The organism is Pseudomonas sp. EZ-C24, from assembly GCF_014525325.1.
GTDB lineage: Bacteria > Pseudomonadota > Gammaproteobacteria > Pseudomonadales > Pseudomonadaceae > Aquipseudomonas > Aquipseudomonas shirazensis.
Map to the genome: position 1 here is coordinate 167,358 of NZ_JACDIU010000021.1, position 22,895 is coordinate 190,252.

The following is a 22,895-nucleotide window of genomic DNA, read 5'->3' on the forward strand; positions in this document are numbered from 1 at the left end:
CCGCAAGACGCAAGGTAGTGCAACGGAACAATGACTACAGCGCAATTGAGGAGTAGCCTCTCGCTGCGCTTCACTACAGGAGTCTATGCATGACCATCCGCCGTACCAAAATCGTTGCCACCCTTGGCCCTGCCAGCAACTCGCCAGAAGTGATCGAACAACTGATCCTTGCCGGCCTCGACGTTGCCCGCCTGAACTTCTCCCACGGCACGCCGGACGAGCACAAGGCTCGCGCCCGCCTGATCCGTGAGATCGCCGCCAAGAACGGCCGTCACGTCGCACTGCTGGGCGACCTGCAGGGTCCGAAGATCCGCATCGCCAAGTTCAGCAACAAGCGCATTGAATTGAAGATCGGTGACAAGTTCACCTTCTCCACCGTGCACCCGCTGACCGAAGGCAACCAGGATATCGTCGGCATCGACTACCCCGACCTGGTCAAGGATTGCGGCGTGAACGACGAGCTGCTGCTCGACGATGGCCGTGTGGTCATGCGCGTCGAGACCGCTACCGCCGACTCCCTGCACTGTGTGGTGCTGGTTGGCGGCCCGCTGTCTGACCACAAAGGTATCAACCGCAAAGGTGGCGGCCTGACCGCACCGGCCCTGACCGAGAAAGACAAGGCCGACATCAAGCTGGCTGCCGAGATGGACCTGGACTACCTGGCCGTGTCCTTCCCGCGTGATGCCAAGGACATGGAATACGCACGCAAACTGCGTGACGAGTCCGGCGGCAGCGCCTGGCTGGTGGCCAAGATCGAACGCGCCGAAGCGGTTGCCGACGACGAAACCCTCGACGCCCTGATCGCTGCCTCCGACGCCGTAATGGTTGCCCGTGGCGACCTCGGCGTGGAAATCGGCGATGCCGAGCTGATCGGTATCCAGAAGAAGATCATCCAGCACGCCCGCCGCAACAACAAAGCGGTGATCGTCGCGACCCAGATGATGGAGTCGATGATCCAGAACCCGATGCCGACCCGCGCCGAAGTTTCCGACGTGGCCAACGCCGTGCTGGATAACACCGATGCGGTGATGCTGTCGGCTGAAAGTGCTGCCGGTGCTTATCCGATCGAAGCCGTACAGGCCATGGCGCGGATTTGTCAGGGCGCTGAAAAGCACCCGACCAACCAGCGCTCCAGCCACCGTCTGCACACCACCTTCGAGCGTTGCGACGAGAGCATCGCCCTGGCGGCGATGTACACCGCCAACCACTTCCCCGGCGTCAAGGCGATCATCGCCCTCACCGAAAGTGGCTACACCCCGCTGATCATGTCGCGCCTGCGCTCGCATGTGCCGATCTACGCGCTGTCTCCGCACCGCGCGACCCAGGCACGTGCCTCGATGTTCCGTGGCGTCTACCCGATCGCGTTCGACCCGGCCTCGCTGCCGGCCGACAAGGTCAGCCAGGCGGCCGTCGACGAGCTGCTGCAGCGCGGTTTGGTTGAGCAAGGCGACTGGGTGATCCTGACCAAAGGCGACAGCTACCACACCATCGGTGGCACCAATGGCATGAAGATCCTGCACGTCGGTGATCCGCTGGTTGGTTGATGCCTAAGTTGTAGCAACTTCAGGTCATCAGGAAAGACCGCTCCCCGGAGCGGTCTTTTTTTGCCTGCGTCAGGCCATGGCGCTGCCAGAACGTCAGGGGGGGGTCAGAGACCGAGTGCAACGTGCCGGGTAAGGAGCTTGCGCCTGGCACCGTTTAATTCATTTATCAGGCAGCTTTTGCTGGGTCGGCCGTTGCTTGGTGGGTCCTCGATGTAGCAGCGCTGGTTGGCCAGGTTGATTTCACTGATACCCGGCGTTACCGGATCGCTACCATGCAGCTGTATACACCTCAGTGACTCAGGCGTGTTCGACGAACACATCGGCCAGGACCTGGTTACGCGGTACGCCGGCGATGAACAAGCGTTTGGCAAAACGCTCGACGCTGCTCGGCGAGCCGCAGAGCAATGCCATGGTCTGCCGCGATGTCGGCCGCAATTGAGCCAACGCACTGTCCAGATGCTCGGCGAGCACCTGTTCAACTGCAAGCCCGGGCAAACCCTGCAGGGCGTCGGCAAGATAATGGCCGGCGTCACTGGCAGCTACATGCAATACTTTGATTTCACCCGTGTGCCCCTGACGCAGGGCCTCACGGGCAACGGCCCAGAGCGGCGCAAGGCCGGTGCCGGAGGCCAACAACCAGAGCGGCCGGGCCTGCCAGTCCGGGTCGTAATGCAGGGCACCATCACGCAGCTCGCCCAGGCGCAGACTGTCTCCCACCTGTAACCGCCGTAGCTGATCGCAAAAAGCTCCAGGGCGCCGGCAGTCGATGTGAAACTCCAGAAAATCGTCTTCACCCGGCAGGCTCGCCAGCGAATAAGGCCGTGCGACCCCGCCGAGCCACAACAACAGATGCTGACCGGCGCGATAGCGCAACGCCCGCTCCGGCAACAAACGCAGGCGCAACACCTCGCCCAGCCAGTCCATCGCGCAGACGCTGGCAGGCAGACCGTCCAGACGCGGGTCGAACAATGCCACCTGCAGGTCACCAAGCACGCTGCACTGACAGGCCAGGCGCCAACCTTGCTCACGCTTGGCCACGGGCAGCGCATCGGGCAAAGCGTCCGCTACAGCGCCATCCACACAGCGCACCATGCACGCATGGCAGCTGCCGGCGCGGCAACTGTAGGGCACATTGAAGCCTGCGCCATTGAGGGCATCGAGCAAATTGCTGGCGGCAGGCACGCTGATTCGCTGCGCGCCTACGTAGACATCGGGCATGGTTCAGAGGCCTCCGGGGTTATACGGGTATTGTACAGAACACACGCAACATCACTGCCAACCCGCTTCAGACCTTGGTCCCGCGCATGCGGTGGTGTGTCGCACCGGTATGCGCGCTATACTGCCGCGCCTTTTTTGCGTCGGCCTGACCTGCCGCCGCGTTGCCAGGCGTTTCGCCACGCTGGTGGTCGAAAAGCCTTTTACCGATGTTCCCGTCTTCAAGAGGAGCGCGCTGCATGACCGTGATCAAGCAAGACGACCTGATTCAGAGCGTCGCCGATGCCCTGCAATTCATTTCGTACTACCACCCCGTTGACTTCATCCAGGCGATGCACGAAGCCTACCTGCGTGAAGAATCGCCGGCTGCCCGTGACTCGATCGCGCAGATCCTGATCAACTCGCGCATGTGTGCCACTGGCCACCGCCCGATCTGCCAGGACACCGGTATTGTCACCGTGTTCGTGCGCGTGGGTATGGACGTGCGCTGGGATGGCGCCACCATGAGCGTCGACGACATGATCAACGAGGGCGTGCGCCGCGCCTACAACCTGCCGGAGAACGTCCTGCGGGCTTCGATCCTGGCCGACCCGGCCGGGGCGCGCAAGAACACCAAGGACAACACCCCAGCCGTCATCCACTACTCGGTAGTGCCAGGCGACAAGCTGGAGGTCGACGTCGCAGCCAAGGGCGGCGGCTCCGAGAACAAGTCGAAGATGGCCATGCTCAACCCGTCCGATTCGATTGTCGACTGGGTACTCAAGACCGTGCCGACCATGGGCGCTGGCTGGTGCCCGCCTGGCATGCTCGGCATCGGCATCGGCGGTACTGCCGAAAAAGCTGCGGTCATGGCCAAGGAAGTGTTGATGGAATCCATCGACATCCATGAGCTCAAGGCCCGTGGCCCGCAGAACCGCATCGAAGAGATCCGCCTGGAGCTGTTCGACAAGGTCAACCAGCTGGGCATCGGCGCCCAGGGCCTGGGCGGCCTGACTACCGTGCTCGACGTCAAGATCATGGACTACCCGACCCACGCCGCTTCGCTGCCGGTGTGCATGATCCCCAACTGCGCGGCTACCCGTCACGCCCACTTCGTGCTTGACGGCTCCGGTCCTGCAGAGCTTGAAGCGCCGTCGCTGGACGCCTACCCGGAAATCGTCTGGGAAGCCGGCCCGAGCGCGCGCCGCGTCAACCTCGACGAGATCACCCCGGAAGAAGTCGCCAGCTGGCAGCCAGGCGAAACCATCCTGCTCAACGGCAAGATGCTCACCGGCCGCGACGCCGCGCACAAGCGCATGGTCGAGATGCTCAACCGCGGTGAAGAGCTGCCGGTCGATCTGAAAGGCCGCTTCATCTACTACGTCGGCCCGGTCGATCCGGTCGGTGACGAAGTGGTCGGCCCGGCCGGCCCGACCACCGCCACGCGGATGGACAAGTTCACCCGGCAGATTCTCGAGCAGACCGGCCTGTTGGGGATGATCGGCAAATCCGAGCGCGGCCCGACTGCGATCGAAGCAATCAAGGACAACAAGGCGGTGTACCTGATGGCCGTCGGTGGCGCTGCCTACCTGGTCGCTCAGGCGATTCGTAAATCGCAAGTGCTGGCCTTTGCCGAACTGGGCATGGAAGCGATCTACGAGTTCGAGGTCAAAGACATGCCGGTTACCGTTGCGGTCGACAGCAATGGTGAGTCAGTGCATATCACTGGGCCTGCGTTGTGGCAGAGCAAGATTGCCCAGAGCCTGGCGGTTGAAGTGAAGTAACCTTCACTGCGTCAATAAAACGCCCGGCATTTGCCGGGCGTTTTGTTTTTCACATGTCAGGCCTTGGCGCAGCCTGGGTTGCCGAAGGTATTGCTGACGCTCCACAGAGCCTCATAGAAACACTTCACTTCAACAATGCCTTGAGCCAGAACGCCATGATCTTTTCACTCGTCTGCTGCTCATCCAGGTCACGCCAGACGCAGCCTGAACGCAATGACGGATCTCGCAAAAAGCCGCGGTTGCGCCAGAAGCCATGCAACGGTCGGTAGTCGGCGGGCCGCAACGGATGAACGCCAGGCCGCTCCACGCTGCAGAACGCGCAGAAATCGAAATCGGCCAGCTTATGGGCGTAGGACTCGCGCTCGATAAAAAACCGCACACCCAGGCCTTGCCCGCGATAAGCCGGCAACACCAACGATTGAGCGAAGTAGAAGATTTTGGCCGGATCCTGGCCGCGCGTCACAAATGGCTCCTGTAGCGCTTGCGCCGCATCGGCCAGAGGCAGGCCAATGGATGCACCCACTACCTGCCCATGCGCTTGAGCGAGTACCAACAAGCTGCGCTCGGAACGGGTAAGGTCTGCCAGATAGTCAGCGTCTTCTTCTGCGGTCCCGTCATACAGAAAGGGGTACTCTCGCAACACCTCCAGGCGTAATTGCCCAAGCTCTGCGATAAAGGGTGCGATAGCGGCGCCGTGCAGCAGGCGGATTTCCATAGTGAGTGCTTCGTCCTGACGTTAGGGATAGGCACACGGACGGACCGGGCTCGAAGCAAGACCGTATCACCCCTCCCCCGTGTGCGCCTTTCCCCTGCACGACAGTTACATCACCAACACCGCAGTGTGTTTCAACCGAACGGTCGCACGCCCTGGCGCAGGCCAAACAACAGCAGCAACAAGTCCTGATCCGGCTGTACCGTGACCTGGGCTTTCACATTGCGCGGTGGCGGGCATTGGCTGAGCAGATCCGATTTGCTGAAAACCGTAGGCCGCGGCTGCTCCCAAGCGGCGAACGCAACCGTGGTCACTACCAGCGACGACACCAGGAACAAAGTTCGAGCGATTTCTAGTTTCATTACCCTAAACCTTTGACTGCGCTGCCAAACGCCGTCTGATAAAAGTAGAGCAATGTTTGCCATTCAGTATCGTTGAGTGACGAATGGCGCCGTAGCTGACCGAGGTCGTTGAGTGCTGCGCGCTGGCGACTGATCCGTCGGCGGCACTTTTCCAGGTCAAGCAAGGCGACTTCGGCGGTGGCCTGCTCGCCTTCGCCATTGACCTTGATGAATACATGCTTGCCATACAGGCAACCGTGCTGCCAATGGCCGTGGTGCATGCGCGCGAGGTTCTCGGCCAGGTCCTTGAGCATGCGTTCGTGGAGGACTGCTGGATACGCTTGGCGAGCGCCGTTGGCGTACCAGGTCTCCATGTCGACAAAACCATCCAGCGCTTCGCTGACCAGCAATGCCCGCCATTGGTGCTCGCCATCGCGCTGTGCACCGCAGTAGACGATACGTGGCACGCGCACGCCAAGCTGCTCGAAGCTGTGCAGCGCATCCAGCTCACGCAGCACTGTCGGCCGGCCAAACGGGTGCAGCAGGCTGCGGTAGGTATGGCCGATCTGGCGCTTGGCATACAGCAGTTGGCCGCTGGCGTCGTTCAGGCGCTGCACTCCGCTTTCGCCACCGCGGCGCTGATTGGGCTCCTCGACCCACTCGCCCTGCTGCTGCCAGTAGAAATCGAATTGCGATCCACGGCCCTGAGTCACCACCATATTCTCTACCCCTTGCGTAACACGTAGACCCGCCACATGGCGTAGAGCGGCAGGAAATCCAGGCGCTCCTGGATACGAAAGCCGGCCGCAAGAAACTCCTGCTCAACTGTGTCAGCAGGTAACACGAAACGATTCTGGTAACTGTCCTTGTCGGCTCTGTTGTTGCGGCGCTTTTCCAGCTTTTTGCGCCGCCAGGCCTTGAAGTTGCCATCCACCCACAACGAAACGATCACGCTGTCGCGACTAACCCGATGAAATTCCGAGAGAATCGTGCGCCGATGGCTGGCTTCACCGATGTGGTGAAACAGCCGCATGCAGAAAATGCTGTCTACTGCGTTGTCCGGCAGATCAATGGCGAAAGCAGAAGTCTGCAAGGGCCGTACCCGCGCCACTACGGCTGGCGGTTGCGCGGCACAGGCTGTCTCGATCATCGCCTTGGAGTTGTCTGCACCGATGATCACCCGATTGGCTTTTTCGGCCAGCAATGGCCAGAAGCGCCCTGCCCCACTCGGCAGATCCAGCACCAGACCAGGGTCGCCAGCCAGTGTCAGCGCACGCCGAGCCAACTGCTCGTCGCGCAGATGGGACAGCCGCCGGGCAAAACCGTTCTGGTGCTTGTAAAGGTAATCCTGCGCGTGTTGTTGGTCGTACTTTTCGGAAAACTCGAGTTTTATCGGGCTGCGCATCGGGCATCTCCTGAGCTGATGCGCGCAATTTAGAAAGACGCGCGTCGGGCTCAGGTGATGCAGATGTGAAAAACTTGTAAGCCTTTTCCTACATCATTACAAGCGATTACCGATATCAGGCGATGTCGTCGGGCGGCGTATCTACACCACCGGGGCTAAGATCGACCTGGAAGCGGCAGCCATGTGGCGCCGTTGCCGTCAGCGTCACCTGCCAGCCCTGGTCGTCACAAATGCGCTGCACCAGCGACAGGCCCAAGCCCAGGCCTTCGCCACGACGTTCACCGCCGCGCACGAATGGCTTGAACATTTCTTCGCGCTGTTCTTCGGGGATGCCCACACCGCTATCCTCGACGCTGAAACCCTGGGCGTCGAGCGTCAAGCGGATGTAACCAGAATCGGTGTAGTGCGCTGCGTTGCGCAACAGGTTACCCATCACTGATTGCAGGAAGGTCGCGTTGTACAAGACCGGGCTGGCGTTGGCACGCCAGTCGTAGTGCAGGGTCAGGCCCTTTTGCTCGATAGTGTCGCGCCAGACACCGATCAAGTCATCGCCGACTTCGCGCAGGCTGGCCCGCGAGGCCACGGCGCCCTCGTCATGCTGCGCCCGGGCGAGCATGAGGAAAGTCTTGACCAGCTCCTGCATCTCTTCGGTGGCGCGGGCGATGCGTTCCACTTGGGCCCGCGAACGGGTGTCCAGGCTCGGGTTCTCGATCAGCAGTTCACAGGAGGTCGCCAGGACCATCAATGGCGTGCGCAATTCATGACTGACGTCACTGGTGAACAGCCGCTCGCGGTTGAGGGCATCGCGCAAACGACCAAGGGTATCGTCGAACGCCACTGCCAGCTGCCCTACCTCATCGGCGGCATAGTCCGGCGCCAGCGGCGGGGCCAGGCCCAGCAACTGGTCACGATGGCGCACCTGCCGTGCCAGGCGGATGACCGGCGCCATCACTCGGCGCGCCAGCAGCCAGCCGAGGAATACTGCCAGTACCAGGCTGAGCACAAAACCTACCACCACCACGGCAAACAGCAGTCGCTCGCGCTCTTCGAAATCGCTCTGGTCCTGCAGCAGTACATAACGGCGGCCGTCTACAACCTCGACCATCGCGTGGTAAGAAAGCTGATCGCGAAATACTTCATGAAAGCCAGGTTCGAGGTGATGCAGGTCCTTGGGTAGCTCGAAGTCATCGCGCCCGCCGCTGAAATAGAACAGCTGGTCGGGCCGTGGTCGATGGCTCCAGTCACTGACGCTGTCCATGCGCAGCAGGCGCTGCAGGTCACCGCCGAGCACGGTTGAAATCAGCCGCTCCTCGACCAGATGGACCGTCGCCACGATGCCGAAGGCGAAGGCGCCTGCGACTAATGCACTCATCAAGGCAAAGGCGATGATGATGCGCTGGGCGAGGCTTTGCTTAAACTCCATCGCGACCCTCGGCGAGGCGGTAGCCAACGCCATGCACGGTGTGCAGCAGGGGCTTTTCGAACGGTTTATCGATCACTTGGCGCAACTGGTGCACATGGCTGCGCAGGCTGTCACTATCGGGACAGTCATCGCCCCACAGGGCTTCTTCGAGAACTTCCCGGCGCAGTACGTGGGGGCTCTTCTGCATCAGTACCGCGAGCAGCTTGAGGCCGACCGGGTTGAGTTTGAGCAGCTTGCCCTCGCGGGTGACCTCAAGGGTGTCGAGGTCGTAACTGAGGTCTGCCACCTGCAGCGTACGCCGGCCACCGCCCTGCGCGCGGCGCAGCACTGCTTCGATACGCGCCGCCAGCTCCGACAGCGCGAACGGCTTGAGCAGGTAGTCGTCGGCGCCCGAGCGAAAGCCCTGCAGACGATCATCGAGCTGATCGCGAGCCGTGAGCATTATCACCGGGGTATCGCGCCGGGCATCTTCGCGCAGGCGCTTGCACAGGGTGTAGCCATCGATGCCGGGCAGCATGATGTCGAGCACAATCAGGTCATAGTGCTCAGTTGCGGCCAGGTGCAAACCGGACAGACCGTCCTGGGCGCAATCGACCGTGTAGCCTTTCATACCCAGATAGTCAGCCAGGTTGGCGAGGATATCGCGGTTGTCTTCAACCAAAAGAATGCGCATCGGTTTCTCCTGTGCGGCGCTTTCGCAGTGCGCGGCAGGCGCAGCTTACGGACATCGCTGGCGCGGCGCCAGCCTTGCCGGCTGATCACTGCTGCTGACATATTTTTCACCAAAACTTCACAGCGCAAATATAGCCCCAGGCAGACAATCGCCGCCTTTTTCTGCGCCTGGAGTCACCATGCCCCCCGCCGTCCGCCCGCGTCCGCTGAATCTGTGGTTATACCTGGGGATCCCCTTGGGCTGCGCACTCGCACTGCTGCTGCTCGAATCGACATCACTGGATATGTCCCTGGCCGCCCTCGCCTTCGATCCGGGCGCCGGGCAGTTCATCGGTCGCCACAGCTATGTCCTGGAAAACATCCTCCATGATGGGGTCAAGCAGGTGGTCATTGGCTTGGCGCTGGTGGCGGTGCTGGCGTTTTTTGCCAGCCTGTTCTGGCAGCGGCTGTTTGCCTGGCGCAGAGAGCTGGGCTGCCTGGTGCTTTCGCTGGCCCTGTCGACCAGTTTTGTCACCCCGCTCAAGGTTGCCACGGCGGTGCAATGCCCGTGGAGCCTTAGCCAGTTTGGCGGTGAGCAGACCTACAGCAAATTGCTCGAAGCCAGGCCGCAAACCGACAAACCCGGACGCTGCTGGCCCGGAGGCCATGCGGCGACCGGTTTTAGCCTGTTTGCGTTGTTTTTTGCATTGCGTGATCGCCGACCGCGGTTGGCCCGAGGCGCTTTGCTGCTGGCGTTTACCCTCGGCAGCGTGCTGTCGCTTGGGCGGATGCTGCAGGGCGCGCATTTCTTTTCACACAATGCCTGGACAGCGGTGTTCTGCTGGTTGATCGGCTTGGCGTGTTACTACCTGGTGCTCTACCGTCCAAGCCTCTCCAGGCAAACGCGCTCTGTGTAGGAGCGGCCTTGCCGGGGCGCCGGACCGGTCGGAAAGGGTCGCGTAGCGGCCCCAGATTCCCAGCTTCGCCGCTGAAATTGCCGGGCCAGCTCTGCTGGCCTTTCGCGACACAAGGCCGCTCCTACAGTCCGGTGCCGTTCTAAGTACCCATAAAAAAGCCCCGCACTAGGCGGGGCTTTTCGGTACAGCAGGCGCTAAGGCAGGCTTACATCATGCCGCCCATGCCACCCATGCCGCCCATGTCTGGCATACCACCGCCAGCTGGCTTGTCTTCCGGAGCATCAGCAATCATCGCTTCGGTAGTGATCATCAGACCACCGATCGAAGCAGCAGCTTGCAGTGCCGAACGGGTGACTTTGGCTGGGTCGAGGATACCCATTTCGATCATGTCGCCGTATTCACCGGAAGCGGCGTTGTAACCGTAGTTGCCCGAACCCTGCTTGACCTTGTCGGCCACGACGCTTGGCTCGTCACCGGCGTTGGCAACGATCTGACGCAGTGGCGATTCAACCGCACGGCGCAGCAGAGCGATACCGACGTTCTGGTCTTCGTTGTCGCCTTTGAGGTCGATGATAGCGCTCAGGGCACGGACCAGAGCAACACCACCGCCAGGTACCACGCCTTCTTCAACGGCTGCACGGGTAGCGTGCAGGGCGTCTTCAACGCGGGCTTTCTTCTCTTTCATTTCAACTTCGGTGCCAGCACCGACCTTGATCACGGCAACACCGCCAGCCAGCTTGGCCAGACGCTCTTGCAGTTTTTCACGATCGTAGTCGGACGAAGTCTCTTCGATTTGAGCGCGGATTTGCTTAACGCGAGCCTGGATGTCGTCTTCAACACCAGCGCCATCGATGATGGTGGTGTTTTCTTTCGACAGGATGACGCGCTTGGCGTTACCCAGGTTTTCCAGGGTAGCCGATTCCAGCGACAGGCCGATCTCTTCGGAGATGACGGTACCGCCAGTCAGGACAGCGATGTCCTGCAGCATGGCTTTGCGACGGTCGCCGAAGCCTGGTGCCTTGACCGCTGCAACCTTGACGATGCCGCGCATGTTGTTGACTACCAGGGTAGCCAGGGCCTCGCCTTCAACGTCTTCAGCAACGATCAGCAGTGGACGGCCGGCCTTGGCAACGGCTTCCAGAACTGGCAGCAGCTCACGGATGTTGGAGATCTTCTTGTCGACCAGCAGCAGCAGTGGGCCGTCGAGCTCGGCGACCATGGTGTCTGGCTTGTTGACGAAGTACGGCGACAGGTAGCCACGGTCGAACTGCATGCCTTCGACAACCGACAGTTCGTTTTCCAGGCCCGAGCCTTCTTCAACGGTGATGACGCCTTCTTTACCGACTTTTTCCATGGCTTCGGCGATGATTTCACCGATGGAGCTGTCGGAGTTGGCAGAGATGGTACCGACCTGAGCGATGGCCTTGGAATCGGAGCAAGGCTTGGACAGGTTCTTCAGTTCGGCAACGACGGCGATGGTGGCCTTGTCGATGCCGCGCTTCAGGTCCATCGGGTTCATGCCGGCAGCGACGGCTTTCAGGCCTTCGTTGACGATGGCTTGAGCCAGAACGGTCGCAGTGGTGGTGCCGTCACCGGCAGCGTCGTTGGCCTTGGAAGCAACTTCCTTGACCAGCTGAGCGCCCATGTTTTCGAAAGCGTCTTTCAGTTCGATTTCTTTGGCAACCGATACACCGTCTTTGGTGATGGTTGGCGCGCCGAAGCTCTTGGCCAGGACAACGTTACGGCCTTTCGGGCCGAGGGTGGCTTTGACAGCGTCAGCCAGAACGTTGACACCAACGAGCATTTTCTTGCGGGCGGAATCGCCGAATTTTACGTCTTTAGCAGCCATGATCGTTTAATCCTTGAAATACTTTGGAGTAACGGGAAGTCGGGAAAATCAGCCTTCGACAACAGCGAGAATCTCGTTCTCAGCCATCACCAGCAGATCTTCGCCATCGACTTTCACGGTGTTGCTGCCCGAGTACGGGCCGAAGACCACTTTGTCACCCACTTTCACGGCCAGCGCGCGAACTTCGCCGTTGTCCAGGATGCGACCGGTACCGACGGCAACGATTTCACCGCGGTTTGGTTTTTCAGCGGCCGAACCTGGCAGAACGATACCGCCAGCGGTTTTCGATTCTTCTTCGCTGCGGCGGATTACGACGCGGTCATGCAGAGGACGAAGCTTCATTGTCGATCTCTCCCAATTAGTGGTTTTCATCGGCCGGTGTCGAGACCGGCGGGTTGATGCATTCCGGCGTTGCCGGTAGGGGCCCGCATTCGGCGAACCCCTTTGTCTTGTCTGGCGTTGCCACCAGAAACCTTGCGGTGACCACATAGATGAGGCCGAGCGAAACGATTACAAGGGCTTACCTGTGAAATTTTTTTCAACAGCTACCCGCGCAAATGCAAACGGCCCCTCACGGGGCCGCTTTGCACACAAACTGCACAGGGTTACTGATCGCGACGCTGGTACTCGCCTTCGATCACGTTTGGCCGGTGGCCACCTTCGGGCGGCCGTGCTGCGAATGGATCATCCTGGAATGCACGCTGCCGCATTGCCTGCGCCTCGGCCCGCTGACGCAACTTGCGCGCGGCAAAATGACGGGTGAACGGCATCAGGCAGATCAGGCCGAGCACGTCACTGATGAAGCCCGGAATCAGCAACAGCACACCTGCCACTGCCAGCATCAGGCCCTGGAACATGTCTTCAGCGGGCAACTCGCCTCGCTGCAGACTCTCACGGGCACGCAGTGCGGTGGCGATACCGGCCACCCGCATCACCAGCAAGCCCAACGCGGAGCCGCCGATAATCAGCAGCAACGCCGGAAAGAAACCGATCGCGGCGCTGACTTTGACGAACACGAACAGCTCGAGCACCGGAAACAGCAGCAACAACAATAAAAAAACACGCATCAAGGGTTCCTCGACGGAAGACAACCTTCCACTAGGACAACAGATGGATGCGCAAGGTCGCTATTTCAACCCTGAGTTTCATCCACAGCCGGCCATTTGTCGGCGCGGGCCAGTAATACCAAGGCTTCGCGCACTTGTGTCGGCGTATTGCAAGTCTTCGGGAATGGCAGCCAATAGATAGCCTGACCAATGCGCAGATGCAGCCCTTCGCTGTCGATACCTGCCAATTCAGCGGCAGGCGTACCTGGCAGATCGCTCAGGGCGACATAGTGAGCGATGGCCGCTGCGTGGTCGCTGTTCATGTGTTCGACCATGCTGGCCTCGGCGGCGCCGGCAAACGGGTTGGCCATCGTCACCTGATCGAGCCAGTGAATCGCACCAAAACCGCCAATGTAGCGATGGCGTACCGGCCGCAGGCACCAGAAGTCGAAGTCATGGGCCTTGTGGTAATTGGCGGCGTCCGGGAAGTAGCGATAGTAGCGAGCCGCCGCCGCTTCGATGGCTTCGCCGTCGATCAGCTTGTGCGCCTCAGCCATCACCGTCAGCCGGCCGACTGCCTGCACATCGAGCGCCTCGCGCTCGCCCACCAGCAACGAACACTTGGGGTCTTTCTGCAGATTGTGGGTGTGCTGGGCGATGCGGCTGATCAGGATCAGCGGCTGACCCTCGGCATCCAGGCAGTACGGCACAACGGAGCCGAACGGGAAGCCGGGCATCGACTTGGAATGGGTCGAGAGGACGCCGCGGTATTCCTTGAGCAGGAGTTCGCGGGCGGGACGAAGGGCGGTGTTGGTAACGACGTTACTCACAACAGATGCTCCTGGCGGCAGGCGGGTCAGCTGACAAGATAAGCATTTATCAGCCGTGACCGCCACGCCAGAAGTGCAACAGAGCGGTTTTACCAGGCGACGCCAAAGCCCGCTGTGTAGCGGGTCTTGTCCAGGTCACTGTTGCTGGTGCCCTGGATCATTTCCTTCTCGGCCTTGAGATTGAGCGAGGCCCACTCGGTGACCTTGTAGCGCAGGCCGACTTCGGCATCCAGCGAGTAATCGGCAACCCCACCCAGCGGTTTGCCCAGTTCACCATTGGTGAACAGCTGGACGTTCTTGCCGATCAGGTAGCGGGTGTAATCCCACTTCATGGCAGCCGAGTAGAAATTGTCCTTGCCGCCATCGCGGTACTGATAGTCGGTGCGGTTGAGCAGCGAGCCGAGCGAGAACGCCCCCAACTCGTCGTCCCAGAACTGGTAGCCCGGGCCGGTACCGACCGTGCGCTGGCGGGCCAGGTCTTCAATATGATCACGCTTGTATTCGAGACGCCCCTGCCAAAACCACTTGTCGGTGATGAAGCGGTCAAGCGCGTATTCACCACTCCAGTTGTTGGTGGTGGTGACGTCGTCCTTGCTCTCGCGGTTGTATTCGCCCTGGGCATTGTGCCGCCAGCGGCCATGACGCGCCGAGGTCTTGAAACCGACATCGTAATCGTCGGTGTCGTTTTCGGCGCGCTTGAAGTCCATGGCCAGGTCGACGTTACCTTTCCAGACCAGATCCTCAACTACTGGCCGCGGCTTCATGATCTGCTCGATGCTGGCCAGCTCGACGGTTTTCGGCGCCTCGCCATTGGCCAGGGTCACCTTGCCCGGCTCGGCTGCCTGCAGCGACTTGGCCTTTTCGCCGGTGTAGGCATCCTGTTTGACCAGCAGCTCCTGATCGCTTTCGAGGGTCTGAACCTGTTTCCAGTCCAGCGCGATGGAGCCACCATAGGGCGTTTCCAGCAGCAGCTTGCCGCCATCGAAGACTTTGATCTTGCCACTGAGCTTGTCACCGTTCTTCATCCAGACGGTGTCGGCGAACGCTGGGGTACACAGGGAAGCGGCGAGAAGGCAGAGCAAGGTTCTAGAATACATAAGCTGACTACGGGCTCGGTTTGCGGAAAAAAGCCGGGCATTATCCAGATACGCGCGACCAGAGCAAGGACAGACCAAACCGATGCCAATGAGTTCAACTCTCATCTATAAGCCACTTCGCCGGCAATCTCGCCGATCGCCGGGCTGCGCCTGATGTCTGGCGCTGCACGCCTTTCGGCAGAGGATGCCGAAGCCCGACGAACGGCGCTCTATACCGCCCTCGGGCAAGTGCCCGAGGGTAAGGTCGTCAGTTATGGCCAGTTGGCGGATTTGGCTGGCCTTGGCCGAGCCGCGCGCTGGGTCGGGCGCACGCTGGGCCAACTGCCGCAGGGCAGCCGCCTGCCCTGGCACAGAGTGATCGGCGCGAGTGGTCGACTGAGCCTGCAGCCGGGCACACCTTCAGGCGACGAACAACGCGCTCGGCTACGCGCCGAAGGCGTCAATGTAGCCAATAATCGTGTGGATATGTTGCGCCATGGCTGGCGCCCGATGGAGCACAGCGGTTAGAGTGCGCGCTTTGTTTTCGTAACCTTGAGGCAGATGTTGGCCCATGCCCCGTAAAACCTGGCGCGCTGCGCTCGCTGCCTATGCCAGCCCGTCAACTCTGGTGCTGTTGCTGCTGGGCTTCGCTGCCGGCCTGCCCTACATGCTGGTGTTCTCAACCCTTTCAGTGTGGCTGCGCGAGGCCGGTGTGGCCCGCGAGACAATTGGCTATGCCAGCCTGATCGGCCTGGCCTATGCCTTCAAGTGGGTCTGGTCGCCACTGCTCGACCAATGGCGCCTGCCGCTGCTCGGCGGGCTTGGCCGACGTCGCTCCTGGCTGCTGTTGTCGCAAGTACTGGTGGTCATCGGCTTGGTCGGCATGGGCCTGTGCGATCCGCAAAAACACCTGTCCTGGCTGATCGCCCTGGCGGTGCTGGTGGCCTTCGCCTCGGCAACCCAGGACATCGCCGTCGACGCCTACCGCCTGGAAATCGCCGATGACCAGCGCCAGGCTGCGCTTGCCGCCAGCTACATGGCCGGCTACCGGGTTGCCGCACTGCTGGCTACTGCCGGCGCACTGTTCTTCGCTGAATGGTTCGGCTCCACTGGCTTCAGCTATCTGCACCAGGCCTGGACCGGCACCTATGTGCTGTTCGGCGTGATCATGCTACCGGCCGTGTTCACCACGCTGATCATGCGCGAACCGCCAGTGCCGCTGCGCACGCAGCTGTCGGCTGCTCGCTATGGCTTGAGCCATCAGTTGGCGTCAGTGTTCGTGCTGATCATTCTGCTGGTGTCGGTGCCGGCCAGCTTCACCCAGCTGTACAACACCGACTGGGCCAGCGTGGTATTTGGCGACTCGACCGTGGTGCAACTGGTGCTGGAGGACCGCGCCTTCATGCGCCTGGTCCTCTACGCACTGTTGACCTGGGCCTGCCTGTCGTCGCTCGGCCGCCGTGGCCTGGCGCCGGTGCTGACGCCGGTAAACGACTTCATCGCCCGCTATCGCTGGCAGGCGTTGCTGCTGCTCGGGCTGATCGCTACCTATCGCATGTCCGACACGGTCATGGGCGTTATGGCCAACGTGTTCTACATCGACATGGGCTTCACCAAGGACCAGATCGCCAGCGTCAGCAAGATCTTCGGCCTGATCATGACCCTGCTTGGCGCCGGCGCCGGCGGTTTGCTGATCGTGCGTTTCGGCATCATGCCGATCCTGTTCATCGGCGGCGTTGCCTCGGCCAGTACCAACATCCTGTTCCTGATGCTGGCCGACATGGGCCCGAACGTGGAGATGCTGGTGGTCACCATCTCGCTGGACAACTTCAGTTCCGGGATGGCCACTTCGGCGTTCGTTGCCTACCTGTCGAGCCTGACCAACCTGAAGTTCTCGGCCACCCAATACGCCCTGCTGAGCTCGATCATGCTGCTGTTGCCGCGGCTGATCGGGGGTTACTCAGGTGTAATCGTGGAGAAGTTTGGCTACCACGATTTCTTCCTGATTACCGCGCTGCTGGGCGTGCCTACGTTGATCCTGATCCTCCTGCAGTGGCGCCAGGAGGCACGGCGCGGCAAGCTGGAGCCGGTGCCTGGCCCTACCGCGGACCAGCCCTGACAGAGCGTTGCGCCGCTGTCGCCTGCACCGGCACAGCGGCGCTCGCTTCACTGCGCGACGGTCGCGCCAGCGCCCTTGCCACCCACCACAAACCACAGCGGCACCAGCGCCAGCGCCCCGGCTATGCCGGCGAGGACGGCGAAGTGCAGCAAGCTGGCGCCAGCGCCAATCATCGCCAGCAGCGCGCCCCCCAGACCCAATACGGCAATGGTGATCATGCCGAGCATGGCTGAAACCAGGCCCTTGCTCTGCTCGCTGGCGAACAAGGTCATGCGGTACAGCACGGCATTGGCCACGCCCAGCCCCAGCGCATACAGGGTCATGCCCGCAACCACGCTGGTAACTGACGGCCACAGCCAGGTAGCCAGCATCATCAGGCCCAACCCCGCCAGATACGGCCACAGTGCGCCGCGCACCAGCGCAGGCAATGGGTAGCGCTCAGCGATGCTGTTGATGATCAGGTTGCCCGCGATCAAGCCACCGAACACCGGCAGTTGCCACAAGGCATAGGCCATCTTGCTCAGCCCCTCGTCGTGAATCAGCAGCACCGGCGACAGGCCGATCCAACCGATCAGCGGCAAGCCGACCAGGCCCAGCGCAGCGCTGCCGGCGACGAAGCGACGATTGCTCAGCAACTGGACATAACCAGACAACAGCGGCAGCAGGTGAATCGGCGTAAACGGCAGGCGGCTACCGTCGCGGCGCTCGACGCCGAGGGTTTCCGGCATGAAGCGATACAGCAGCCCGAGGGTCAGCAGCGCACCCACGGCAAAAGCCACGAACAACCAGCGCCAGTCCAGCCACTGCAGCATCAACGTGCCCACCAGCGGCCCGAGCAAGGGCGAAAGCAAGGCGATATTGGCCAGCAAGGCCATCATGCGTACGGCATCGGCCTCGCTGAAAGCCTCGTTCAATGCCGGGTAGCTGACGGTGACGACAAAGCCCAGGCCGATCCCCTGCAACAGCCGCAGCAGGTTGAACAGGCCGATGTCCTGCACCCAGAAGGTCGCCAGGCAGGCTACACCAAAGATCACGCAGCCAGCGAGCAGCAAGGGCCGCCGGCCATAGCGGTCGGCCAGCGGACCGATCAGCCATTGCAGGACCACCCCACCCAGCAGGTACAGGTTCAGCGCGTGCGGGATAAATTCCGGACTGGCGTTCATCTCGGTGACCACATCCGGCATGGCCGGCATGACCGCATCGCTGGCCAGGTAGGTGAGCAGCTCGAACAAGGCCAGGGTCAGACCAAACAGCAAGGCACGGGCCGGGGTGATATACAGCAGTGGTTTCATGGCAGACATCAGTGGATACGAAAGGGGTCAGGTTATATGCCAGAAATGGCACGTCCTGGCTGTGAACAAGTGTAATTAGGGACAAAACAAAACGCGGGCTTGCCCGCGAATGCCCAGCGCCAGCAACATCGTTGCGGCGGGTACACCCGCGGAACAAGCCCGCGCAGTTACAGCGAACGCGGTTTACTGCGCGGCAGTCTCCTGCACCACGCGGATCACCCGTTGCGGGAACGGGATATCGATCCCTTCTGCCTTGAGCCGGTCGCGAGTGCGCTCGTTGAGCATGAACATCACATCCCAGTAGTCGGCCGTTTTCGTCCACAGACGCAGGGATACCGTGATCGAGCTGTCGCCCAAGGTGGAGATCACCGCCTGCGGCGCCGGGTCCGGCAGCACGCGCGGGTCGTTGGCCAGCTCCAGCAGCACGTTGCGGGCCTTCTGCAGGTCAGCTTCGTAATCAACGCCCACATCGAACACCACCTTGCGCGTCGGCTGACGGTTGGTGTTGGTGATGATGCCATTGGACAAGCTGCCGTTGGGCATGATTACGGTCTTGTTGTCACCGGTGCGCAGCACCGTGTGGAAGATCTGGATGCTGTCGACAGTACCGCTGACGCCTTGCGCCTCGATCCAGTCGCCGGTGCGGAACGGGCGGAACAGCAAGATCAGCACACCACCTGCGAAGTTGGCCAGGCTACCCTGCAACGCCATGCCAATGGCCAGGCTGGCAGCACCGATCGCCGCGACGAACGAGGTTGTTTCGATGCCGATCGTCGAAGCGACGCTGACCAGCAGCAAGATCTTGAGGATGATATTTGCCAAGGTACTGATGAAGCCCTGCAAGGCCGGATCGGCGTTGCGCAGCCCAACCAGCTTGCCCAGGCGGGCGCTGAGCTTGTTGGTAACCCACCAGCCAACCGCCAGGGTCAGCAGCGCCAGCAGCAGGCGGCTGCTGTATTGCATGATCAATGGCAGCCAGGTTTGCGATTGGCGGACCAGTTGATCGACCTCATTGGTCAAATCCATAACTTTCTCCTGATGCCAAACGGCATGTACACAGTGAAGCAGGCCGCAGACAGGCCGCGGCGAGGAGCCCCATGGACCTCAGTGTGGCAATGGGGTTCCTGCAGCCAGGTCAATCGCGGAAGTTGTTGAACTGCAGCGGCATGTCGAATTCCTTGGCGCGCAGTGCGGCAATCGCTTCTTGCAGGTCGTCACGCTTCTTGCCGGTGACGCGTACCTGCTCACCCTGGATGGCGGCCTGGACCTTGAGCTTGGCGTCTTTGATGTGGGCGACGATCTTCTTCGCCAGCTCCTTGTCGATGCCTTCGCGGAAGGTCGCTTCCTGTTTCATTTCCTTGCCCGAGGCATAGGCGTCCTTGACCTCCAGGCACTTCACTTCGATCTTGCGCTTGACCAATGCGCTGCGCAGGATTTCGACCATCGCCTCGAGCTGGAACTCGGCTTCGGCGGTCATCAGCACGGTCTGGTCCTTTTCCTTGAATTCGAAGCTACCCTTACCTTTGAGGTCGTAGCGGCGGTCCAGCTCCTTGATGGCGTTGTCGACTGCGTTCTGCACTTCGTGCTTGTCCAGTTCCGATACCACGTCGAACGAAGGCATGGTTGTTCTCCAGTATGAAAGCGCCGCGCTCAGCGTGAAGATGGAGCGCGCAGGGTTTGATGGTTAAAATGCGGGACACATTATAACGGGTTGCGAAACGTAGATGAGCAGCACCTGGCATATTCTCGGCGCCGGCAGCCTGGGCAGCCTCTGGGCCTGCCGGCTGGCCCGCGCAGGTAAGGCGGTCCGTTTGATCTTGCGCGACCCGCAGCGCCTGGCGGCGTACCAGGCCGTCGGCGGCCTGACCTTGATCGAGCAAGCGCACAGCAGCTTTTTTGCCATCCCCGCCGAAGCCGATGAAGCGCACGCGCCGATTCATCGCTTGCTGGTGGCCTGTAAAGCCTACGATGCCGCCCCTGCCCTGGCCAGGCTGGCCCCGCGCCTGGCTGTGGGCGCCGAGCTGATTCTGTTACAGAACGGCCTTGGCAGCCAGGACGAGGTGGCCGATCAGGTGCCCCATGCGCGCTGTATCTTTGCCTCCAGTACCGAAGGCGCGTTTCGTCCGGCGGACTGGCAGGTGCAGTTTGCCGGGCATGGCTTCAACTGGTTGGGCGACCCGCTCAACCCCGCCCCGGCCGAGTGGTTCAGTGACCTCGAGGAGGCCGGCATCCCCGCCCAGTGGACGCTGGACATTCTCAGCCGGCTGTGGCGCAAGCTGGCCCTGAACTGCGCGATCAACCCGCTGACCGTACTGCACGACTGCCAGAACGGTGGCCTGCTCGAACACTTGAGTGAGGTGGATGCGCTGTGCGCCGAGCTGGCGCAACTGCTGCACTGCTGCGGCCAGCCGCAAGCGGCCGAGGGCTTGAACGAAGAAGTGCAGCGGGTGATTCTGGCGACTGCAGCCAATTATTCTTCCATGTATCAAGACGTGCGCCATGGCCGCCGCACCGAGCTGCATTACCTGCTCGGCTACGCCTGCCGCGCCGCCCACCGCCGCGGCCTGGGCCTGGTGGAGCTGGAACACCTGCGCCAGCGATTGGTCGATAACCTGCAGGCACGCGGCCTGCCCAGTGACTGATCGCTGCCCTCTGACCCGAATACGGACACTGCCTTGCCCATGAAACTGCGCCAACGCCTGGATAACCTCCCGGTCGGGCAGAAACTGCTTGCGGCCCTGCTGGTACTGCTGATCACCATCCTGCTGGTGGCCAACCTGGCCTTTATCAGCGCAGCCTACTGGATCACCCAGGAAAGCATGGCGCCACAGGCGCTGCAAACCATCGGCAGGCTGGTCGCCAACCCGCAGCTGTCGGCCCGCGCCGGTGATTCCAGCGATAACGCCAACGCCCTGCTCAAGGAACTCGACAGCTACACCCCACTGCGCGCCGCAGCGGTCTACGGCAGCGACGGGCGCATGCTCGCGCAACTGCAGCACGGCGAACCGCTGGCCCTGCCCAAGCGCTATCGCAACATCGACGGTTGGCGTCTGATGGAGTTTCGCAGCACTCAACTGATTCGCCTGCCGCGTCCGGGCAACCCGCCGGCGTTTCTCCTTCTGGTAGCCAGCAGCGAGCTGCCGACCGCGTTCTACACCGGCACGCTGACCGCCAGCCTGGCGATTCTGGTGTTCAGCATCCTGCTCTGGCTGGTGATCGCCCGGCAGATCAAACGGCTGATCACCCAGCCGATCAATCAGCTGGAAGAACTCAGCCGCCAGGTCACCCGCGAAGAGAGCTATGCCATGCGCGCGCAGCGCGGCAACGACGATGAGATCGGCAGCCTGGCCAACGCCTTCAATACCATGCTGTCGCGCATCGAGGCCCGCGAGCAGCAGCTCAAGCGCACCCGCGACGAATTCCAGACCGCCTACGACCAGGCCCAGGGCCTGGCCGAAGAAACCCGCAATACCAACCGCAAGCTGGAGCTGGAGGTTCAGGTTCGCAGCAAGATCGAGAAGAAGCTCACGGGTTTCCAGAACTACCTCAACAGCATCATCGATTCGATGCCATCGGCGCTGATAGCACTCGATGAGCAGTTGTACGTGACTCAGTGGAACCAGGAAGCCAGCGCCCTCTCCGGCACGCGCCTGGACGAGGCGCTGAACCAACCGATCTTTATCGCCTTCGAGCCGCTCAAGCCGTTCTTGCCGCAACTTAAAGACACCGTCGAAAAGCACCGGGTGACCAAGATCGAGCGGGTCACCTGGCCCAAAGGTGACGACGCCCGCCATTACGCGCTGACCTTCTACCCACTGACCGGCGGTGGCGGCCGCGGCGTGGTGATCCGTATCGATGACATCACCCAGCGCCTGTCGCTGGAAGAGATGATGGTGCAGTCAGAGAAGATGCTCTCGGTGGGCGGCCTCGCCGCAGGCATGGCCCACGAGATCAACAACCCACTCGGGGCGATCCTGCACAACGTGCAGAACATCCGCCGGCGCTTGTCGCCCGACCTGCCGCGCAACCAGGAACAGGCCGCCGAGCTTGGCCTGGACCTGGCCGAGATCAACCGCTACCTGCACAGCCGCGAAGTGCCGCAGTTGCTCGACGGCATCCAGCAGGCGGGAGCCCGTGCGGCCAAGATCGTCACCCACATGCTCAGCTTCAGCCGTCTCAGCAATCGCCAGCTGGCCCCCTGCAGCCTGCCCGCGCTGATCGACCAGGCGGTGGAAATTGCCGGCAACGACTTCGATCTTGCAATAGGTTTCGACTTCAAGGGCCAGGCCATCGTCCGCCAGTTCGACCCGCAACTGGGGCCGGTGCCATGCACCGCCAACGAGCTTGAACAAGTACTGCTCAACCTGTTGAAGAACGCCGCCCAGGCGATCCACCTGCGCCCGCAACCGAGCGAGCCAGGCCGTATCATCCTGCGCACCCGGCTCAATCCGCCGTGGGCGGAAATTCAGGTAGAGGACAACGGCATCGGCATGCCCGAAGCGGTGCGCAAGCGTACCTTCGAGCCGTTCTTCACCACCAAGGAGATCGGCCAGGGCACAGGCCTGGGCCTATCGGTTTCGTATTTCATCATTACCAACAACCACAAGGGGCAGATGGAGGTGCAGTCCTCGCCCGGCCAGGGCACCTGCTTCACCCTGCGCCTGCCCCTCGGCTCGCCCGTGCCTGCGGCACCGGCCCCAACGGAGACATGA

The 22,895-nt window shown here is 61.6% G+C and carries 22 protein-coding genes; 7 read left to right on the forward strand and 15 right to left on the reverse strand.

Annotation, left to right across the window (positions count from 1 at the left end; all coding sequences use genetic code 11):
- Positions 1-89 precede the first annotated feature (89 nt).
- Entirely contained in the window at positions 90-1,544 is a 1,455-nt protein-coding gene (pyk, locus tag IDM28_RS18140; protein WP_101321958.1) for a pyruvate kinase, read from the forward strand.
- Positions 1,545-1,841: 297 nt separating this feature from the next.
- Here pyk and IDM28_RS18145 read toward each other — a convergent pair whose 3' ends face one another.
- Positions 1,842-2,762, reverse strand: coding sequence for an iron-sulfur-binding ferredoxin reductase (locus IDM28_RS18145; protein ID WP_150570619.1), 921 nt, complete (start codon positions 2,760-2,762; stop codon positions 1,842-1,844).
- A gap of 236 nt (positions 2,763-2,998) precedes the next feature.
- Between IDM28_RS18145 and IDM28_RS18150 the strand changes: the two genes are divergently transcribed.
- Complete coding sequence (locus IDM28_RS18150; protein WP_101321960.1) at positions 2,999-4,522, forward strand: fumarate hydratase; 1,524 nt, start codon at positions 2,999-3,001, stop codon at positions 4,520-4,522.
- A 124-nt stretch (positions 4,523-4,646) separates the two neighbouring features.
- On the opposite strand, the gene IDM28_RS18155 is transcribed toward IDM28_RS18150, so the two are convergent.
- From IDM28_RS18155 to colR, 6 genes are all read right to left on the reverse strand, one after another.
- The gene (locus tag IDM28_RS18155) at positions 4,647-5,237 is read right to left on the reverse strand and encodes a GNAT family acetyltransferase (RefSeq protein WP_150570620.1); all 591 of its coding nucleotides are present in this window, start codon (positions 5,235-5,237) and stop codon (positions 4,647-4,649) included.
- 131 nt (positions 5,238-5,368) lie between these two features.
- Positions 5,369-5,596, reverse strand: coding sequence for a hypothetical protein (locus IDM28_RS18160; protein WP_101321962.1), 228 nt, complete (start codon positions 5,594-5,596; stop codon positions 5,369-5,371).
- Positions 5,596-6,294 carry a lipopolysaccharide kinase InaA family protein gene (locus IDM28_RS18165; RefSeq protein WP_188036610.1) on the reverse strand — a complete coding sequence of 233 codons (699 nt, stop codon included), beginning with the start codon at positions 6,292-6,294 and terminating at the stop codon, positions 5,596-5,598. Before IDM28_RS18165 ends, IDM28_RS18160 begins: the two co-directional genes overlap by 1 nt.
- Positions 6,295-6,299: 5 nt before the next feature.
- On the reverse strand, positions 6,300-6,980 hold the full coding sequence (locus IDM28_RS18170; RefSeq protein ID WP_150570622.1) for a class I SAM-dependent methyltransferase: 681 nt from the start codon (positions 6,978-6,980) through the stop codon (positions 6,300-6,302).
- Positions 6,981-7,095: 115 nt separating this feature from the next.
- The gene (locus IDM28_RS18175; protein ID WP_188036611.1) at positions 7,096-8,403 is read right to left on the reverse strand and encodes a sensor histidine kinase; all 1,308 of its coding nucleotides are present in this window, start codon (positions 8,401-8,403) and stop codon (positions 7,096-7,098) included.
- Complete coding sequence (gene colR / locus IDM28_RS18180) at positions 8,393-9,076, reverse strand: two-component system response regulator ColR (RefSeq protein ID WP_101321966.1); 684 nt, start codon at positions 9,074-9,076, stop codon at positions 8,393-8,395. The genes IDM28_RS18175 and colR overlap by 11 nt, the downstream gene beginning before the upstream one ends.
- A 178-nt stretch (positions 9,077-9,254) precedes the next feature.
- Here colR and IDM28_RS18185 point away from each other — a divergent pair, with 178 nt between their 5' ends.
- Positions 9,255-9,971 carry a phosphatase PAP2 family protein gene (locus tag IDM28_RS18185; protein ID WP_101321967.1) on the forward strand — a complete coding sequence of 239 codons (717 nt, stop codon included), beginning with the start codon at positions 9,255-9,257 and terminating at the stop codon, positions 9,969-9,971.
- 205 nt (positions 9,972-10,176) lie between these two features.
- Here the strand turns inward: IDM28_RS18185 and groL are convergent, their stop codons facing one another.
- From groL to IDM28_RS18210, 5 genes are all read right to left on the reverse strand, one after another.
- On the reverse strand, positions 10,177-11,820 hold the full coding sequence (gene groL, locus IDM28_RS18190; protein WP_101321968.1) for a chaperonin GroEL: 1,644 nt from the start codon (positions 11,818-11,820) through the stop codon (positions 10,177-10,179).
- 48 nt (positions 11,821-11,868) lie between these two features.
- Positions 11,869-12,162 (reverse strand): co-chaperone GroES, encoded by a 294-nt coding sequence (locus IDM28_RS18195; protein ID WP_053280666.1) that lies wholly within the window; start codon positions 12,160-12,162, stop codon positions 11,869-11,871.
- Between the two features lie 263 nt (positions 12,163-12,425).
- Positions 12,426-12,887 carry an FxsA family protein gene (locus IDM28_RS18200; protein WP_101321969.1) on the reverse strand — a complete coding sequence of 154 codons (462 nt, stop codon included), beginning with the start codon at positions 12,885-12,887 and terminating at the stop codon, positions 12,426-12,428.
- Between the two features lie 65 nt (positions 12,888-12,952).
- A complete protein-coding gene (locus IDM28_RS18205; RefSeq protein WP_188036612.1) occupies positions 12,953-13,696 on the reverse strand; it encodes a HugZ family protein in 744 nt (247 codons plus the stop codon).
- Between the two features lie 89 nt (positions 13,697-13,785).
- Complete coding sequence (locus IDM28_RS18210) at positions 13,786-14,793, reverse strand: DUF481 domain-containing protein (RefSeq protein ID WP_150570625.1); 1,008 nt, start codon at positions 14,791-14,793, stop codon at positions 13,786-13,788.
- A gap of 153 nt (positions 14,794-14,946) precedes the next feature.
- On the opposite strand from IDM28_RS18210, the gene IDM28_RS18215 reads away from it, so the two are divergent.
- Both IDM28_RS18215 and IDM28_RS18220 read left to right on the forward strand, forming a co-directional pair.
- Entirely contained in the window at positions 14,947-15,300 is a 354-nt protein-coding gene (locus IDM28_RS18215; RefSeq protein ID WP_101321972.1) for an MGMT family protein, read from the forward strand.
- A gap of 43 nt (positions 15,301-15,343) precedes the next feature.
- Positions 15,344-16,891, forward strand: a complete 1,548-nt coding sequence (locus IDM28_RS18220) for an AmpG family muropeptide MFS transporter (RefSeq protein ID WP_101321973.1) — start codon at positions 15,344-15,346, stop codon at positions 16,889-16,891.
- Between the two features lie 47 nt (positions 16,892-16,938).
- Here the strand turns inward: IDM28_RS18220 and IDM28_RS18225 are convergent, their stop codons facing one another.
- The 3 genes from IDM28_RS18225 to IDM28_RS18235 all read right to left on the reverse strand — a co-directional run bounded on the left by IDM28_RS18225 (position 16,939) and on the right by IDM28_RS18235 (position 19,804).
- The gene (locus IDM28_RS18225) at positions 16,939-18,183 is read right to left on the reverse strand and encodes an MFS transporter (RefSeq protein ID WP_150570626.1); all 1,245 of its coding nucleotides are present in this window, start codon (positions 18,181-18,183) and stop codon (positions 16,939-16,941) included.
- A gap of 183 nt (positions 18,184-18,366) precedes the next feature.
- On the reverse strand, positions 18,367-19,209 hold the full coding sequence (locus IDM28_RS18230) for a mechanosensitive ion channel family protein (protein WP_188036613.1): 843 nt from the start codon (positions 19,207-19,209) through the stop codon (positions 18,367-18,369).
- A 109-nt stretch (positions 19,210-19,318) separates the two neighbouring features.
- Entirely contained in the window at positions 19,319-19,804 is a 486-nt protein-coding gene (locus IDM28_RS18235; protein ID WP_101321976.1) for a YajQ family cyclic di-GMP-binding protein, read from the reverse strand.
- A 103-nt stretch (positions 19,805-19,907) separates the two neighbouring features.
- On the opposite strand from IDM28_RS18235, the gene IDM28_RS18240 reads away from it, so the two are divergent.
- Together IDM28_RS18240 and IDM28_RS18245 are read left to right on the forward strand one after the other, a co-directional pair.
- On the forward strand, positions 19,908-20,825 hold the full coding sequence (locus IDM28_RS18240) for a putative 2-dehydropantoate 2-reductase (protein ID WP_188036614.1): 918 nt from the start codon (positions 19,908-19,910) through the stop codon (positions 20,823-20,825).
- Between the two features lie 39 nt (positions 20,826-20,864).
- Entirely contained in the window at positions 20,865-22,895 is a 2,031-nt protein-coding gene (locus IDM28_RS18245) for an ATP-binding protein (protein WP_101321978.1), read from the forward strand.

What these genes read in the sequence shown, in the direction of transcription:
- pyk (WP_101321958.1), top strand. Translation starts at nt 90, where the DNA reads ATGACCATCCGCCGTACCAAAATCGTTGCCACCCTTGGCCCTGCCAGC.
- IDM28_RS18145 (WP_150570619.1), bottom strand. Translation starts at nt 2,762, where the DNA reads ATGCCCGATGTCTACGTAGGCGCGCAGCGAATCAGCGTGCCTGCCGCC.
- IDM28_RS18150 (WP_101321960.1), top strand. Translation starts at nt 2,999, where the DNA reads ATGACCGTGATCAAGCAAGACGACCTGATTCAGAGCGTCGCCGATGCC.
- IDM28_RS18155 (WP_150570620.1), bottom strand. Translation starts at nt 5,237, where the DNA reads ATGGAAATCCGCCTGCTGCACGGCGCCGCTATCGCACCCTTTATCGCA.
- IDM28_RS18160 (WP_101321962.1), bottom strand. Translation starts at nt 5,596, where the DNA reads ATGAAACTAGAAATCGCTCGAACTTTGTTCCTGGTGTCGTCGCTGGTA.
- IDM28_RS18165 (WP_188036610.1), bottom strand. Translation starts at nt 6,294, where the DNA reads ATGGTGGTGACTCAGGGCCGTGGATCGCAATTCGATTTCTACTGGCAG.
- IDM28_RS18170 (WP_150570622.1), bottom strand. Translation starts at nt 6,980, where the DNA reads ATGCGCAGCCCGATAAAACTCGAGTTTTCCGAAAAGTACGACCAACAA.
- IDM28_RS18175 (WP_188036611.1), bottom strand. Translation starts at nt 8,403, where the DNA reads ATGGAGTTTAAGCAAAGCCTCGCCCAGCGCATCATCATCGCCTTTGCC.
- colR (WP_101321966.1), bottom strand. Translation starts at nt 9,076, where the DNA reads ATGCGCATTCTTTTGGTTGAAGACAACCGCGATATCCTCGCCAACCTG.
- IDM28_RS18185 (WP_101321967.1), top strand. Translation starts at nt 9,255, where the DNA reads ATGCCCCCCGCCGTCCGCCCGCGTCCGCTGAATCTGTGGTTATACCTG.
- groL (WP_101321968.1), bottom strand. Translation starts at nt 11,820, where the DNA reads ATGGCTGCTAAAGACGTAAAATTCGGCGATTCCGCCCGCAAGAAAATG.
- IDM28_RS18195 (WP_053280666.1), bottom strand. Translation starts at nt 12,162, where the DNA reads ATGAAGCTTCGTCCTCTGCATGACCGCGTCGTAATCCGCCGCAGCGAA.
- IDM28_RS18200 (WP_101321969.1), bottom strand. Translation starts at nt 12,887, where the DNA reads ATGCGTGTTTTTTTATTGTTGTTGCTGCTGTTTCCGGTGCTCGAGCTG.
- IDM28_RS18210 (WP_150570625.1), bottom strand. Translation starts at nt 14,793, where the DNA reads ATGTATTCTAGAACCTTGCTCTGCCTTCTCGCCGCTTCCCTGTGTACC.
- IDM28_RS18215 (WP_101321972.1), top strand. Translation starts at nt 14,947, where the DNA reads ATGTCTGGCGCTGCACGCCTTTCGGCAGAGGATGCCGAAGCCCGACGA.
- IDM28_RS18220 (WP_101321973.1), top strand. Translation starts at nt 15,344, where the DNA reads ATGCCCCGTAAAACCTGGCGCGCTGCGCTCGCTGCCTATGCCAGCCCG.
- IDM28_RS18225 (WP_150570626.1), bottom strand. Translation starts at nt 18,183, where the DNA reads ATGAAACCACTGCTGTATATCACCCCGGCCCGTGCCTTGCTGTTTGGT.
- IDM28_RS18230 (WP_188036613.1), bottom strand. Translation starts at nt 19,209, where the DNA reads ATGGATTTGACCAATGAGGTCGATCAACTGGTCCGCCAATCGCAAACC.
- IDM28_RS18235 (WP_101321976.1), bottom strand. Translation starts at nt 19,804, where the DNA reads ATGCCTTCGTTCGACGTGGTATCGGAACTGGACAAGCACGAAGTGCAG.
- IDM28_RS18240 (WP_188036614.1), top strand. Translation starts at nt 19,908, where the DNA reads ATGAGCAGCACCTGGCATATTCTCGGCGCCGGCAGCCTGGGCAGCCTC.
- IDM28_RS18245 (WP_101321978.1), top strand. Translation starts at nt 20,865, where the DNA reads ATGAAACTGCGCCAACGCCTGGATAACCTCCCGGTCGGGCAGAAACTG.